This window comes from Promicromonospora sp. NPDC019610, from assembly GCF_044389365.1.
GTDB lineage: Bacteria > Actinomycetota > Actinomycetes > Actinomycetales > Cellulomonadaceae > Promicromonospora.
Genome location: NZ_JBIRXX010000002.1, coordinates 1,343,980 through 1,357,512 on the forward strand (window position 1 = coordinate 1,343,980; position 13,533 = coordinate 1,357,512).

The window sequence follows — 13,533 nt, forward strand, 5'->3', positions numbered from 1 at the left end:
CGGCGCACGACGGGGGTCGCGCGCCGGCCCGTCCGAGGCCTGTGCGGGCCCCGGCCGGGTCCCGGCCTAGTAGGCGGCGGACGCGGTCTTGCGGTGCGGCCAGAGCGCGATGGCCAGGCCGGCCAGGACGCTCAGGGCGTGCAGCCCGTTGTCGGCCGCGTTGATGTTGAGAACGTTGATGTCCGGGTTGCCCACCGCGATCAGGCCGTACACGAACGCGGCGCCGTACCCGGCCACGAGCAGCCAGCCGAACGTGCGCGCCCGGCCGAGCGTGGACGACAGGCTCACGCCGAGGAGCCCGATCAGGAGGTGCACGATGTTGTGCAGCGGGTTGATCGCGAACCCGAGCAGCGTCTGGCTGTGATCGTGCTCGGCGAAGCCGCTGAACCCGGTCACGAGGAACCCCGCGGCTCCGACGAGCAGGTAGACCGCACCGATGATGAGGGCGAGCCACTGGGACACCCCGCGGGTGCGCGTCTGCGACATGGACTGAGTCATGGCGTTTTCTCCGTTCTGTTCGGCTACACAGACGGTTCGGAACGACGTCCCGCCCGGATGGGTCCGATTTCGGGGCATACCCCGCTCCCGTGGCGAGTGCCGGGCAGCCGGGTGAAGGTGAAGGAGCACGATCGACCGCACTGACGAGGAGGACCCATGGGCATCGACGACAAGCTCAAGAACACTGCCGAGGACGTGACGGGCAAGGTCAAGGAGGCCACGGGCAAGGCCACGGACGACGAGGAGCTGGAGGCGGAGGGCCGGACGGACCAGGCCAAGGCCTCCCTCAAGAAGGCCGGCGAGAACGTCAAGGACGTCTTCAAGAAGAGCGACTGAGCCGAGCCGGCGGCTGAGCAGGCCTCAGCCGCCCCCGGCGAGCCCCGCCTCGTACGCGAGGATCGCCGCCTGCACCCGGTTGCGGACCCCGAGCCGCGCCAGGATGGTGCTGACGTGCGCCTTGACGGTGCCCTCGGAGAGGTGCAGGCGGGCCGCGACGTCCTGGTTGGCCAGCCCCTGGCCGACCAGGGCGAGCACCTCCGTCTCGCGCGGGGTCAGCACGCCCACCCGCTCGCTCGCTGCCCGCCGCCGGGCAGGGCGACCGGTACGGAACCGCGTGATCATGCGGTGCGCGATGCGCGGCGAGAGGTACGCGGCGCCCCCGGCCACCGCGCGCACGGCGATGATCAGCTCGCGCGGGTCGGCGGCCTTGAGCAGGAACCCGGCCGCGCCCTCGTCCAGCGCGCGGGCGACGTAGTCGTCCTCGTCGAACGTCGTCAGCACGACGACCGCGGACTCCGGGACCGCGCGCCGCAGCTCGGCAGCGGCCTCGAGACCGTCCATGGTCGGCATCCGGACGTCGAGCAGGACGACGTCGGGCCGGTGCCGCCGGGCGAGCCCGACCGCCTGCGCGCCGTCCCCGGCCTCCGCGACGACCTCGATCTCGGGGTCGCTGCCGAGGATGGCGGCGACCCCCACCCGGAGCATGGCGTCGTCGTCGGCCAGCAGGACCCTGATCACGCGACCTCCCGCGCTGCCGGGATGCGGGCGCGCACGGCGAAGCCGTCGCCCGCAGGCCCTGCGCCGAACGTCCCGCCCAGGAGCCGGACCCGCTCGGCGAGGCCGAGCAGGCCGCTGCCGCCCTGGCCCGGGTCCCGGCCTGCGCCCGGGCCGGGGCCTGCCGCCGCTCCCCCGGCGTCGGTCACCTCGACCCGCACCGCGTCCTCGTCCCGCCGGACGCGCACGGTGACCGCGGCTCCCGGCGCGTGCCGGGCGGCGTTGGTGAGCGCCTCCTGCACCACCCGGTGCGCGGCCTGCTCCGCCAGGCTCCCGGCCCTGCTCCCCGCGAGGCCGGACGCCGCGTCCGGCGCGCCGTCCAGCCGCACGTCCAGCCCCGCCGACGCCGCCCGCGCGACCAGCGCCGCGATCGTCTCGTGCGGCGGGAGGAGCGACCCGTCCCCGGCCGGCCCGTCCCGGAGCGCGCCGAGCGCGCCGCGGAGCCGGTCGGTGGCCTCCGTCGCGGTGACCCGGATCCCGGCGACCGCGGCGCGGTCCGCGTGCCGGTCGGCGGGGGCCAGGCCGGCGGAGACCTCCAGCGCCCCGGCCCGCACGGCGATGAGCGCGAGGTCGTGCCCCACCAGGTCGTGCAGCTCGGTCGCGATCCGGGCGCGTTCCTCGGCCCGGGCGCTGCGGGCGACCAGCTCCCGCTCACGTTCGAGCCGGGCCACCCGCTCCGCGGCGAGCCGGGCCAGCTCGGCCTGCTGCCGGCGGTTGCGGCCCGCCAGCCACGGCGCCACGACGAAGACGGCCAGGAGCATGGCCCCGGTGGCGGCCGCACCGACGTCCACGGACGCGAGCGCCGCCGCCAGGACCGCCGCGCCACCCAGCGGCCAGCCGGCGCCGCGGGTGCGCACGTACCTGCCGTGCAGGTAGGCGAGCGGCGCGAGCGCGGGGAAGACGAGCTGCCGCCAGAGCGGCAGCGCGTCGGCCCCGACGCTGTTCAGGACCGCCAGCACCGCGAGGGCCGCCAGGGCGACGCCGCCGGCGACCTCGTGGCGGTCGGGGCGGTGTTCGGTCACGCGGCCGACCCTACCGGGCGCCGCCGGGACAGAGTCCGGGGCAGTCCCCGGAGCAGCGCCCGGAGCCGGGCGCCGAGCACGGCGAGCCCCGCCAGCGCCGCCACCAGCAGCACCAGCACCACGGGCAGCCCGAAGTAGAGCAGCGAGGGCCACGGGAAGGTGCGGCCGCCGGTGAGGAAGGTCGCGAGCGCCGGCAGGAGGGCGAGGACGAGGGCGGGGAGCACGAGCCAGGCCAGCCGTAGCCCGGTGGCCCAGCAGGCCCGGCCCGCGCGGCGCGTCGCCCAGCGCGGCGCGCGCAGCACGCCGACGACGCCGAGCGCGGCGGAGGCGAGCAGCACGGCTGCGAGCCCGAGGTCGAGGGTTGGGGACCCGGCCGGGGGCACGGGGGCCTCGCCGCGGGTCAGCGCGACCAGTCCGTCGAGCGCCGTCCGGGTGACGTCGGTGAGCCCCGCGCCGTTGGTCAGCACCGCGATGCCGTACCCGGTGGCGGGGTCGATCCACTCGACGGCCCGGTAGGTCATGACGAAGCCGGAGTGCCAGCGGGTCCCGTCGTCCTCGGTGTGCCAGCCGAGGCCGTACTCGCCGACGGCGGAGGGCGTGTGCATCGCGTCGAGGTCCGCGTCGGGAACGAGTCGGCGGCCGTGGCCCGTCTGGCTGATCAGCCACGGTCCCAGGTCGGCGGCGGTGGTGATGACGCCGGCGCTGCCCGTGTCGTCGAACCACCGGGGCTCCTCGCGCGGGACCCACCAGCCGAACAGGGAGGTGTACCCGTCGGCGGGCCGGACGACGTCGTCGCGGGTGGCGCTGCCGGACATGCCGAGCGGCCCGAACACGCGCTCGGCCAGGAAGTCGCCGAACGGCCGGCCGGAGGCCACCTCCACGAGCCGGGCGGCGACGTCGAAGTTGACGTTGCAGTACGCGTAGGTGGTACCCGGGTCGGTGGCGAGGGCGTCGTCGTGCAGCCGGGCGACGTAGTCGGTGCGGGACGTCGCCTCGGCCAGGTCGGCGACGTCGACGCTGGTGTCGGCGAGCCCGGAGGTCTGGTCCAGGAGCTGGCGGACGGTGATCTCGTCGACCCGCGGGTCAGCCATCCGCAGCTCCGGGAGCTGGTCCGTGACCGGGCCGTCGAGGTCGATCCGGCCGTCCTCCGCGAGGATCATGACCGCCGTCGCGGTGAAGGACTTGGTGACCGACGCGACCCGCATGGGGGTGTCGGCGGTGACCGGGGAGCCGTCCGCGTCGTGCCCGTACCCGGCGGCGTGGACGACCCGGTCGTCGTGGGTCACCACGGCGGACAGGCCGGGCACCCCCGAGGCCTCGGTGAGGTCGGCGAGGTAGGTGTCGATCGCCTCGGGGGTGGGCGCGGCCGGCAGGCCCGGCTCCGCGGCACGAGCGCCGGCCGCGGCGGGGGCGAGGCCCGCCGTCGCGAGGCCCAGCGCGAGCAGCGCCGCCGTGAGATGCCTGGTCAGGGGTGTGCGTTCCATGTCCGGCACGCTAGGGAGCGGCCAGCTCCGGGCACATCGGTCGGGTGTCCGGACCGCCCCTGACGAAAGTCAGGGGTGGTCCGTCCCCGCCGCCCCCGCCGCCCCCGCCACCAGGGCCTCCAGCGTCGCGCGCGCCCCCGCCTGGTGCAGCGAGCCGAGCGCGTCGAGGTAGGCCGCGACGAAGCGCGGCTCGGTCACGAGCGACCCGAACAGGTCGGGGCTGCGCAGGAAGGCAGCGGCGTCGCCCCGCTGCGCGCGGGCGAGCGGCACGAGCCGGTCCGCGAGCCGGTCGACGACGTCGATGGGCTCACCCTGCTCGTCGGTCCCCTCGGCGTACCGGGCCCAGCTCGCGACGATCGCCGCCGACCGGACGATCTCGCCGCCGGCGAGCAGCTGCTCGCGCACGATCGGCACCAGCCACTTCGGGATGCGGTCCGAGGTCTCCGCGCACAGCCGGGCGAGCGTGTCCCGCACCTCCGGGTTGCCGAACCGCTCCACGAGCGTGGCCTTGTACTCGTCGAGGTCGACGCCCGGGACGGGGCGCAGGGTCGGCGTCGCCTCGCGGTCCATGAAGTCGCGCACGAACCGCGCCACGACCGGGTCGGCCATCGCCTCGTGCGCGTACCGGTAGCCGCTCAGCCACCCGAAGTAGGCGATGGCCTGGTGGCTCGCGTTGAGCAGCCGCAGCTTCATCAGCTCGTACGGCTCGACGTCGGCCACGAGCTGCACACCCGCGTGCTCCAGCGGCGGCCGGCCCAGCGGGAAGCGGTCCTCCAGCACCCACTGGAAGAACGGCTCCGCCACCACGGGCCAGCGGTCCGCGACGCCGAGCCGCTCGGCGACCAGGGCCCGGTCCTCGTCCGTGGTCACGGGCGTGATCCGGTCCACCATCGAGCTGGGGAACGCAACCTCGTCGTGCACCCACCGGCCGAGGTCGGCGTCGCGCAGGGCCGCGAAGGCGGCGAAGACGGTCCGGGCCTTCTCGCCGTTGCCCTGCACGTTGTCGCAGGACATGACGGTGAACGGTGGCAGGCCGCGCGCCCGCCGTCGGGCCAGGGCCTCCACCACGTAACCGAACACGGTGGCCGGCACGGCCCCCGGCCGGGCGTCGGCGACGACGGCGGGCGCCGTCGCGTCGAACTCGCCCGTGACCTGGTCGAACCCGTAGCCGCCCTCGGTGATGGTCAGCGACACGATGCGGGTGTCGGGGTGGGCCATGCGCTCCAGCACGGCCTCCGGGTCGTCCGGCGCGAACAGGTACTCCACGATGCTGCCGACCACCCGCGCGTCGAGGCGCCCGTCCGGGTGCTTGGTCACCAGCGTGTACAGGCCGTCCTGCGCCCGCAGCGCGTCGCGCATGGCGGCGTCGCCGGGCAGCAGGCCGACGCCGCAGATGCCCCAGTCGCGGGCCTCGCCGCGGCGCAGCAGCTCGTCGACCGCGAGCGCCTGGTGCGCGCGGTGGAAGCCGCCGACACCCAGGTGCACGATCCCGACGCGGACGCCGGCGCGGTCGTAGGGCGGCAGGCTGACGGCGGGCGCGGCGTCCGCCGCGGAGCCGAGCGGGACGGCGAGGTCCAGCGTCACTTGATCGCCCCCATCGCCAGGCCGCGGACGAGCTGCTTCTGCGCGATCCAGCCCGCCAGCACCACGGGGACGATGGCGACGGTCGCGGCCGCGGACAGGACGGCGAGGAACTGGCCGCGGCCGTCCACGAAGCTGGTGAGGAACGGCGGGGTGGGCCGCGCCACCTGGGCCGTGAGGAGGTTGGCGAGGAAGAACTCGTTCCACGCGAAGATGAAGCAGATCAGGCCCGCGGCGGCGACGCCGGGCAGCACGATGGGCAGCACCACGCGGAAGATCTCGGTGCCGAGGCGGGCGCCGTCGAGCTGTGCCGCCTCGATGACCTCGCGCGGCACCTCGGCGAGGAACGACCGCATCATCCACACCGCGATGGGCAGGTTGACGCCCACGTAGAGGATGGTCAGCCAGGTGATGTTGTCGAGCCCGCCCACGGACTGCAGCAGGAGGTAGACCGGGATGATCGAGGCGGCCACCGGCATGAAGCGGGTCGAGATGAAGAAGAACAGGGCGTCGCGCACGTTGGCGACGGGGCGGATGCTCAGCGCGTAGGCGGCCGGGACGGCCAGCACGAGGACGAGCAGCGTGGACCCGAGGCTCGCACTGAGCGAGTTGATCAGGTACGGCAGCATGTCGCGCGCGAAGACGGCGTCGAACTGGTCGAGCGTGAGGTCGGGGGCGAACGTCGGCGGCATCGTGGCGGCCTGGTGCTCGGGCTTGAAGGCCGTGAACACCATCCAGGCCACGGGGAAGAAGAACATCAGCACGAGCGCCCAGGTGGCCGCGGTGATCAGGGCCGCGCGCAGGCGCGAGGACGTCATCGGTCGATCCCTTCCGTGGAGAAGACCTTGAAGAGGGTGCGCAGCGCGACCGACGCCACGACGATCGTCACGAGCACGGTCATCACGCCGTACGCGGCGGCCTCGCCGACCTCCAGGCCGACGAACGCCCGCTCGTAGAGCAGGTAGGACAGGGTCTTGGTGCCGCCCGTGCCCCGGGTCATGATCGCGATGGGGTCGAAGACCTGGAGCAGCATGATCGAGGCCAGCAGCACCGCGATCTCGACGTACTGGCGCAGGTGCGGCAGCGTGATCGAGCCGAACGTGCGCAGCGCCCCGGCGCCATCGACCGCGGCGGCCTCCAGGACGTCCCGGTCCTGCGCCTGCAGCCCGGCCAGCAGGATCAGCATGGCGAACGGCGTGTACTGCCAGGTCAGCACCAGGATGATGGTGAGCATCGGCAGCTCGGTGTTCCAGGCCACGGGCGGCAGGCCGACCAGGCCGAGGCCCCAGTTGGCCATGCCGGTGGCGGCGTCCAGGATGGACCACTTCCACACCAGGGCCGCGGCGGCGGGCATCACGAGGAACGGCGTGATCATCAGGGTCCGCGCCACGCCGCGCCCCACGAAGTTGCGGTCCAGCAGCACCGCGAACAGCATGCCGAGCAGGGTCGAGGCCACCACGGAGGTGCCGGTCACCGCGACCGTCGCGCCGAGCGAGGACAGGAACGAGCCGTCCCGCAGCACGCTCACGTAGTTGTCGAGGCCCGTGAACCCGCGGTCGCCGGGCCGCAGCATGTTCCAGCGCTGCAGCGAGTAGTAGATCGTCAGCACGAACGGGATCTGGGTCAGGACGATCGACGTGGCCAGCGCCGGCCAGAGCAGGGCGCGCGAGACGGCCAGCCGGCGTCGGCGGCTCTGCTCGCCGGTGGGCGTCGTCCGCGGGGGCCGACGGCGCGTCGGGGCGGACATCAGAACGGTCATGGGGCCTCCTTCCTCCTCCTTCTCTGGGCGTCCTGCTTCTGGGGCGTCCCTACTTCTGGGCGTCGCCCGCCTCCTGGGCGAGACCCTGGGCCCGCTCCAGCACCGGTTCGAGCTCGCTGCGGCCGGCAAAGACGTCGGCCAGGTCCTGCGAGACTCGGTTCCCGAGGTCCTGGAACTCCGGGATGGTGACGTACTGGATGCCGGTCCACGACTGCGGCGCCACGCCCGGCTGCTCCGGGTCCACGGCGAGCATGATGTCCCGCGTGATGGGCGCGAACGACGCCGCGGCCTCCTCGTACTCCGGGATCTCGTACGTCGAGTTCCGCGCGCCCGGGGGCACCCGGCTCCAGCCGAGCTCCGTGCCGACGAGCTGGTGGTACTCCTTGCTGGTGGCCCACTTCACGAACTCGACCGCGGCGTCGCGGTTCTGCGTGGTCTCCGGGATCGCGAGGTTCCACGACCACAGCCAGCCGGACTCCTCGGTCTCGACCACCGGGGCGTGGGCGTAGCCCATCTTGCCCGCGACCTGCGACGACTCCGGGTCCTCCAGCAGGCCGGCCGCGACCGTCGCGTCGACCCACATCGCGGACCGGCCCTGGCTCACGTTGTTCAGGCACTCGGTGAACCCGGTGGAGACGGGGTCGGCCTCGCCGGCGTCCTCGACCAGGTCCACGTAGAACTGGACGGCCTCGGCGAACTCGGGCTGGTCCACCTGGGCGTTCCAGTCGGCGTCGAACCAGCTCCCGCCGAACGTGTTCACCACCGTCGTCAGGGGTGCGAAGACCTCGCCCCAGCCCGGCTTGCCGCGCAGGCAGATGCCGTCGACGTCGTCGGAGTCGACCTGGCGGGCGATGTCGGCGACCTCCTGCCACGTCGGGTGCTCGGGCATGGTCACGCCCGCCGCGTCGAGGATCTCCTTGTTGTACATGAGCATCGAGGACTCGCCGTAGAACGGGACGGCGTACAGGGAGTCGTCGACCGTCAGGGCGTCCTTGACGGGCTCGAACAGGTCGTCGACGTCGTAGTCCGCGTCGGACTCCAGGTCGCCCGTCAGGTCGGTGAGCCAGCCGTTCTGCGCCCAGATCGGCACCTCGTAGGACCCGACGGTGACGATGTCGTACTGGCCGCCGTCGGTCGCGACGTCCTTGGTGACGGCGTCCCGCAGGTCGTTCTCCTCCATCTGGATGAAGTTCACCGTGATGTCCGGGTGCTCCTCCTCGAAGGCGGACTTCAGCTCCTCCATGTCCTTCATCTGCGGGTTGTTGACGGTCGCGAGCGTGAGCTCGACGGGACCGCCGTCCTGTCCGGCGGCGTCGCCGTTCCCGCCGCCTCCCGCTCCGGCGCAGGCGGTCAGCGCCAGCGCGAGCGCCGCGGCCGCGAGGCCGGTGGGCGCGGCCTGGCGGCGCGCAGTTCTCGTGAGCATCATTGCTTCGACCCTTCTGGTCACGTCGTCGTGAGGTGTCGTGGTGCCGCACATCGTGGGCCGGGCCACACACCGGGTCAACGAGGGTGAAACCCAAACGGTCAGCGAGACTGTGGTATCGCACAGCGGGGCGGGGGCCCGGGGCCCGACGGCGGGGCCGGCACGGGCGCCGGACGCCCGCACGGCCGACGCCGAGGGTCCGTTCTGACCGGTTCTACGCCGCGCCGTCACCGGGGAAAACGCATCCCGCACCGGGCACGAACTGCTGGCCCCGAGGGGTCGACCGGTCAGGCCCTCAGACCTGGACGATCTCCGCCCCGGCCGCGTGGAACGCCCGTGCGCGGGCGTGGCCGAGCTGCGTGCCGGTGATCATCGCCTCGAAGTCGTCCAGGCCGGCAAACCGCACGAAGCTGGTCACGCCGAACTTGTGGTGCGCCCCGATGAAGATGCGGCGCCGGCTCACCTCGATCGCCGCGGCCTTGACGCTCGCGACCGCCGGGTCGGGCGTGGTCAGGCCGTCCTCGACGGTCACACCGTTCGCGCCGATCAGCCCGAGGTCGAGGCGGAAGGTGCGCAGCATGTCCACGGCCGCGCCGTCGACCACGCCCAGGGTCTTGCCCCGCACCCGCCCGCCGATGATGATCACCTGCACGTTGGGCCGGGCCGACAGCTCCGTCGCGACCGGCAGGGACGACGTGACCAGGGTCAGCTCGCGGTCGGTCGGCAGGGCGCGCGCCGCGAGCAACGGCTGGAACCCCTCGTCGACGAAGATCGTCCGCGCCTCCCCCAGCCGCCGCGCCACCTCGGCGGCGATCCGCGCCTTCTCCTCCGGGAAGCTCTCCCGACGCTGGGACAGCGCCGTCTCGAACGAGCTGGTCTCCACCGGGAAGGCGAGACCGTAGCTGCGCCGCACCAGGCCCTGCGCCTCCAGCTTGCGCAGCTCGCGGCGCACCGTCTCCTGGGAGACGGCCAGCATCCGGGCCGACTCGCTCACCTCGATCCGGCCGCGCCGCCGCACCAGGGCCAGCAGCTCCGCGGACCGCGCGGCCTGCCGGTCGGCGCCCGCCGGTGGCACACCAGGCTCCGGCGCTGCCGGCACCGTCCCGGCGCTCGCGTCGAGCACCATCGCCACGCCTCCCGTCGTCGGGCTCCTGGCCCCAGAGTCTGCCGCGTGTCGGCGCGTCTCGGAAGCCCCGCACGGGGATCAGCCCGCCGTCGGACGCACCAGGCTCGGGGCGTAGCCGAAGCGCCGGCGGAAGGCGCGTCCGAACGAGCCGGGGTCGAGGAACCCGGAGCGCTGGCACGCCGTCTGCACGCCGTGCCCCCGTTCCAGCATGCTGTGCGCGAACTCGAGACGGATCCGCCGCACCTCGGACGCGGGTGATCGCCCGACGTCCGCGAACAGGGCCTGCAGCGACCGCACCGACAGGTGCGCCTCGGCGGCGAGGTCGGCCACGGAGAACAGGGGGTCCGCGAACCGTTCGTGGATGATCGCGTACAACCCGTCACGCAGCACGGCCCGCGACCGGAGGCGAGCGGACGCCGGCGCCGAGTCGCGCAGACGTTCTTCGGCACTGTGCCGTGCGGCGTCGGGGGCCGTGGGCGTGAAGCTCAGGACCGTCGCGCCCGTGCCGTTGAGCCTTCTCGTCGACCAGCGCACCGGGCGTGGGTCTCCCGCACGGGTCACGAACCATTCCTCGCCCTGATGCTCCGGTCCCCGCGCGCAGATGATCGGACACTCGTCGGGTGGATACGAGGTCCCGTCGAGCCGGTTGCTGTGGAGCAGCTCATGACTGGGACCACCGACCAGATCGAGCTCGTTCCGGTAGCCGAGGAAAGAGACCGCTGCCCTGTTCGCGACGACCACGGATCCCTCAGGTCCGATGACCCACAACGGGACGGGAGCCTCGCTGACCACGTCCGCGAGCAGCAACCGGTCCGCGGCGTGCTCGGCGGTGGGTGTCGGCGGGTACTGCGCCAGTCCGGCCATCGGCTCCTCCGTTCTCCCGGGGACGGTACGCGGACGGCGATCCCGCAGCCGTTGCGCCGACGTTTCACGCGGGTAAAAGGACGCTGCGGCTGCGCTTTCTGCGCATCACCGTTCGCAAACGGCCTAGGAGTGCGCTGTGCCCGTTCGCTGAGATGAAGGCACACGGGCGGTACCCGGCCGCCCCTTTCCGACCGGAGATCAGATGACCACCTGGAACAGCACACGCGAGGCCGCGACGCAGGACGTCCGTACATCCCTGCGCCGGTCAGGAACCACCTGGGCGGAGATCGCCGAACAGGTCGACCGCCCCCTCCTGTGGACCATCGCCGCGCTCCTGGGTTCGCACCCCGTCCCCGCCGACGTCGCCGAGGCCGTGGGCCGGCTGCTCGATCTCGACGAGGACACCGTCGTCGCCCTCCAGGAGCAGCCGTACCGCCTGAACGGCGACGCCCTCCGCGCAGACCCGACGATCTACCGCTTCTACGAGCTCCTGGACGTCTACGGCCCGGCCCTGAAGGAGGCCATCCACGAGGAGTTCGGCGACGGGATCATGAGCGCGATCAACTGCAACGTCGAGATCTCCCGGCGCGAGGACCCGGACGGCGACCGCGTGCGCGTCACCATCGACGGCAAGTTCCTGAAGTACCAGTGGTGACCCAGACCTCGACACGGAGCCCCTCATGTCTTACGTAACCCCCAAGGACTTCGCGATCCGGATGGTCGACGCCGGCCAGTCCAAGGCGCTGATGTCCACGCGCGACACCCTCATCCGCAGCTACATGGCAGGTGCGATCCTCGCACTGGCCGCCGCCTTCGCCGTCACCGTCAGCGTGCAGACCGGCCAGCCGCTTGTGGGCGCCGTGCTCTTCCCGGTCGGCTTCTGCATGCTGTACCTGCTCGGCTACGACCTGCTGACCGGCGTGTTCACGCTCGTCCCGCTCGCGTGGCTGGACAAGCGCCCCGGCGTGACGGGAGCGGCGGTGCTCCGCAACTGGGGGCTCGTCTTCCTGGGAAACTTCGCCGGGGCCCTGACGACCGCCCTGCTCATGGCCGTCGTCTTCACCTATGGCTTCTCCAGCCCGCCGAGCGAGGTCGGCCAGGCGATCGGTGTGATCGGTGAGGGCCGGACCGTGGGTTATGCGGAGCACGGCGCAGCCGGCATGCTCACCCTTTTCGTGCGCGGAATCCTCTGCAACTGGATGGTCTCGACCGGCGTCGTCGGCGCCATGATGTCCGACAGCCTGCCGGGCAAGGTCATCGCGATGTGGATGCCGATCCTGGTGTTCTTCTACATGGGTTTCGAGCATTCCGTCGTCAACATGTTCCTCTTCCCGATCGGGCTCATGCTCGGCGGCAACTTCACGATCGCCGACTACCTGATCTGGAACGAGCTGCCGACCGTGCTCGGAAATCTCGTCGGCGGACTAGTGTTCGTCGGAGTCGTGATCTATGGCACGCACCTCAGGACGGCCCCGGAAAGAGTGCTGCGCTAAGCCGTCCCGTCCCGGACGGCCCGGCGAACAGACTCGTCGTGCTCGGCGTGCGCCCGGTGCAGGAGGTCCATGAGCTCGCTCTCGTCGCGGGCCTTCTGCCGGTACTTCTCGCCGAGGTTCTTGATCGTCGTCTCCTCCTCGCAGAGCGCCGCGTAGACCCGGATGCGCTCGGCGTGGTCGGCCGTGTAGCCGAGGTCCAGGTACTCCGTCGCGTGCCGGCGGGCGTTGGCGATCGCCGTCTGCGCCCGCCCTGCCTTGCTCCACAGCGAAGCGACCACGGTCACCGTGATCACCCCCAGGATGACCGCGAGGGACAGACCCGTGCTGATCTCGAAGACCGGTACCGGCTCGCCGCCGTTGATGAACGGCACGTTGTTCTCGTGCAGCGCGTGGAGCACGAGCTTGACCCCGATGAAGGCGAGGATGATGGCCAGCCCGTACGAGAGGTAGATCAGCCGGTCGAGCAGGCCGTCCAGCAGGAAGTAGAGCTGGCGCAGGCCCAGGAGCGAGAACGCGGTGGCCGTGAACACGATGTACACGTCCTGCGTCAGGCCGAAGATCGCGGGGATCGAGTCGAGCGCGAACAGCAGGTCGGTGCCGCCGATCGCCACCATCACCAGGAGCATCGGGGTCAGCGCCCGCTTGCCGTCGTGGATCGTGAACAGCTTGTCGCCGTCGTAGTCCGGGCTCGTGTGGAACAGCCTGCGGGCCACCCGCACCGCGATGTTCTCCTCGTGCCGCGACTCCGAGCTCTCCGGCTTGAGCATGTTGCCGGCGGTGACCAGCAGGATGAGCCCGAAGATGTAGAACACCCACGCGAACGAGTTGATCAGGGCCGCCCCGAGGAAGATGAACCCGGTGCGCGCCGCCAGGGAGAACGTGATGCCGAACAGCAGCACCTTCTGCTGGTCCTCCCGCGGCACGCGGAAGCTCGTCATGACGATGAGGAAGACGAACAGGTTGTCGACCGACAACGCCTTCTCCGTGATGTAGCCGGAGAAGTACTCCGACCCCGCGGCGACCCCGCCCAGCACCAGCACACCCACCCCGAAGAGCAGCGCGATCCCCACGTAGATCGAGGACCAGATCGCGGCCTCTCTCAGCCCGGGGACGTGCGCCTTGCGCACGTGGAAGAAGTAGTCGAAGAGGAGCAGCAGCACGATCCCTGCGACCGTGAGCGTCCAGACGAGCGGCGAGACATCCATGCGGCCTGCTTTCGGTCGAGGGACG

At 72.2% G+C, this 13,533-nt stretch carries 14 protein-coding genes; 3 read left to right on the forward strand and 11 right to left on the reverse strand.

The genetic code is table 11. From position 1 onward, the window contains the following. Window positions 1-66: 66 nt before the first annotated feature. Window positions 67-498: a DUF4383 domain-containing protein gene (locus tag ACH45N_RS17640; protein ID WP_397396167.1), complete on the reverse strand. Its 432-nt coding sequence runs from the start codon at window positions 496-498 to the stop codon at window positions 67-69. Between the two features lie 156 nt (window positions 499-654). Here ACH45N_RS17640 and ACH45N_RS17645 point away from each other — a divergent pair, with 156 nt between their 5' ends. Continuing rightward, window positions 655-834: a CsbD family protein gene (locus ACH45N_RS17645; protein ID WP_377227764.1), complete on the forward strand. Its 180-nt coding sequence runs from the start codon at window positions 655-657 to the stop codon at window positions 832-834. A 24-nt stretch (window positions 835-858) separates the two neighbouring features. On the opposite strand, the gene ACH45N_RS17650 is transcribed toward ACH45N_RS17645, so the two are convergent. The 9 genes from ACH45N_RS17650 to ACH45N_RS17690 all read right to left on the reverse strand — a co-directional run bounded on the left by ACH45N_RS17650 (window position 859) and on the right by ACH45N_RS17690 (window position 10,810). After that, on the reverse strand, window positions 859-1,515 hold the full coding sequence (locus ACH45N_RS17650) for a response regulator (protein ID WP_397396169.1): 657 nt from the start codon (window positions 1,513-1,515) through the stop codon (window positions 859-861). Beyond that, on the reverse strand, window positions 1,512-2,573 hold the full coding sequence (locus ACH45N_RS17655) for a sensor histidine kinase (RefSeq protein WP_397396171.1): 1,062 nt from the start codon (window positions 2,571-2,573) through the stop codon (window positions 1,512-1,514). The genes ACH45N_RS17650 and ACH45N_RS17655 overlap by 4 nt, the downstream gene beginning before the upstream one ends. Further along, complete coding sequence (locus ACH45N_RS17660) at window positions 2,570-4,057, reverse strand: serine hydrolase domain-containing protein (protein WP_397396173.1); 1,488 nt, start codon at window positions 4,055-4,057, stop codon at window positions 2,570-2,572. Before ACH45N_RS17660 ends, ACH45N_RS17655 begins: the two co-directional genes overlap by 4 nt. Before the next feature lie 69 nt (window positions 4,058-4,126). Then, the gene (locus tag ACH45N_RS17665; protein WP_397397497.1) at window positions 4,127-5,635 is read right to left on the reverse strand and encodes a mannitol dehydrogenase family protein; all 1,509 of its coding nucleotides are present in this window, start codon (window positions 5,633-5,635) and stop codon (window positions 4,127-4,129) included. Window positions 5,636-5,637: 2 nt separating this feature from the next. Next, a complete protein-coding gene (locus ACH45N_RS17670; protein WP_397396175.1) occupies window positions 5,638-6,456 on the reverse strand; it encodes a carbohydrate ABC transporter permease in 819 nt (272 codons plus the stop codon). Next, window positions 6,453-7,397, reverse strand: coding sequence for a carbohydrate ABC transporter permease (locus ACH45N_RS17675; protein ID WP_397396177.1), 945 nt, complete (start codon window positions 7,395-7,397; stop codon window positions 6,453-6,455). Before ACH45N_RS17675 ends, ACH45N_RS17670 begins: the two co-directional genes overlap by 4 nt. A gap of 49 nt (window positions 7,398-7,446) precedes the next feature. After that, entirely contained in the window at window positions 7,447-8,820 is a 1,374-nt protein-coding gene (locus ACH45N_RS17680) for an ABC transporter substrate-binding protein (protein ID WP_397396179.1), read from the reverse strand. A 295-nt stretch (window positions 8,821-9,115) separates the two neighbouring features. After that, window positions 9,116-9,946 carry a DeoR/GlpR family DNA-binding transcription regulator gene (locus tag ACH45N_RS17685; protein WP_397396181.1) on the reverse strand — a complete coding sequence of 277 codons (831 nt, stop codon included), beginning with the start codon at window positions 9,944-9,946 and terminating at the stop codon, window positions 9,116-9,118. A 78-nt stretch (window positions 9,947-10,024) separates the two neighbouring features. Further along, window positions 10,025-10,810: a helix-turn-helix domain-containing protein gene (locus ACH45N_RS17690; RefSeq protein WP_397396183.1), complete on the reverse strand. Its 786-nt coding sequence runs from the start codon at window positions 10,808-10,810 to the stop codon at window positions 10,025-10,027. Between the two features lie 202 nt (window positions 10,811-11,012). Here ACH45N_RS17690 and cynS point away from each other — a divergent pair, with 202 nt between their 5' ends. Beyond that, a complete protein-coding gene (gene cynS, locus ACH45N_RS17695; RefSeq protein WP_397396185.1) occupies window positions 11,013-11,465 on the forward strand; it encodes a cyanase in 453 nt (150 codons plus the stop codon). A 25-nt stretch (window positions 11,466-11,490) separates the two neighbouring features. After that, window positions 11,491-12,303, forward strand: coding sequence for a formate/nitrite transporter family protein (locus tag ACH45N_RS17700; RefSeq protein ID WP_397396187.1), 813 nt, complete (start codon window positions 11,491-11,493; stop codon window positions 12,301-12,303). Here ACH45N_RS17700 and ACH45N_RS17705 read toward each other — a convergent pair. Then, window positions 12,300-13,508 (reverse strand): TerC family protein, encoded by a 1,209-nt coding sequence (locus ACH45N_RS17705; protein ID WP_377227744.1) that lies wholly within the window; start codon window positions 13,506-13,508, stop codon window positions 12,300-12,302. The two genes, ACH45N_RS17700 and ACH45N_RS17705, sit on opposite strands and share 4 nt — an antisense overlap. Window positions 13,509-13,533: the final 25 nt, after the last annotated feature.

Excerpts from the sequence above, each read along its gene's own strand:
- ACH45N_RS17690 (WP_397396183.1), bottom strand. The coding sequence starts at position 10,810 with ATGGCCGGACTGGCGCAGTACCCGCCGACACCCACCGCCGAGCACGCC.
- ACH45N_RS17660 (WP_397396173.1), bottom strand. The coding sequence starts at position 4,057 with ATGGAACGCACACCCCTGACCAGGCATCTCACGGCGGCGCTGCTCGCG.
- ACH45N_RS17700 (WP_397396187.1), top strand. The coding sequence starts at position 11,491 with ATGTCTTACGTAACCCCCAAGGACTTCGCGATCCGGATGGTCGACGCC.
- ACH45N_RS17685 (WP_397396181.1), bottom strand. The coding sequence starts at position 9,946 with ATGGTGCTCGACGCGAGCGCCGGGACGGTGCCGGCAGCGCCGGAGCCT.
- ACH45N_RS17705 (WP_377227744.1), bottom strand. The coding sequence starts at position 13,508 with ATGGATGTCTCGCCGCTCGTCTGGACGCTCACGGTCGCAGGGATCGTG.
- ACH45N_RS17640 (WP_397396167.1), bottom strand. The coding sequence starts at position 498 with ATGACTCAGTCCATGTCGCAGACGCGCACCCGCGGGGTGTCCCAGTGG.
- cynS (WP_397396185.1), top strand. The coding sequence starts at position 11,013 with ATGACCACCTGGAACAGCACACGCGAGGCCGCGACGCAGGACGTCCGT.
- ACH45N_RS17645 (WP_377227764.1), top strand. The coding sequence starts at position 655 with ATGGGCATCGACGACAAGCTCAAGAACACTGCCGAGGACGTGACGGGC.
- ACH45N_RS17680 (WP_397396179.1), bottom strand. The coding sequence starts at position 8,820 with ATGCTCACGAGAACTGCGCGCCGCCAGGCCGCGCCCACCGGCCTCGCG.
- ACH45N_RS17675 (WP_397396177.1), bottom strand. The coding sequence starts at position 7,397 with ATGACCGTTCTGATGTCCGCCCCGACGCGCCGTCGGCCCCCGCGGACG.
- ACH45N_RS17670 (WP_397396175.1), bottom strand. The coding sequence starts at position 6,456 with ATGACGTCCTCGCGCCTGCGCGCGGCCCTGATCACCGCGGCCACCTGG.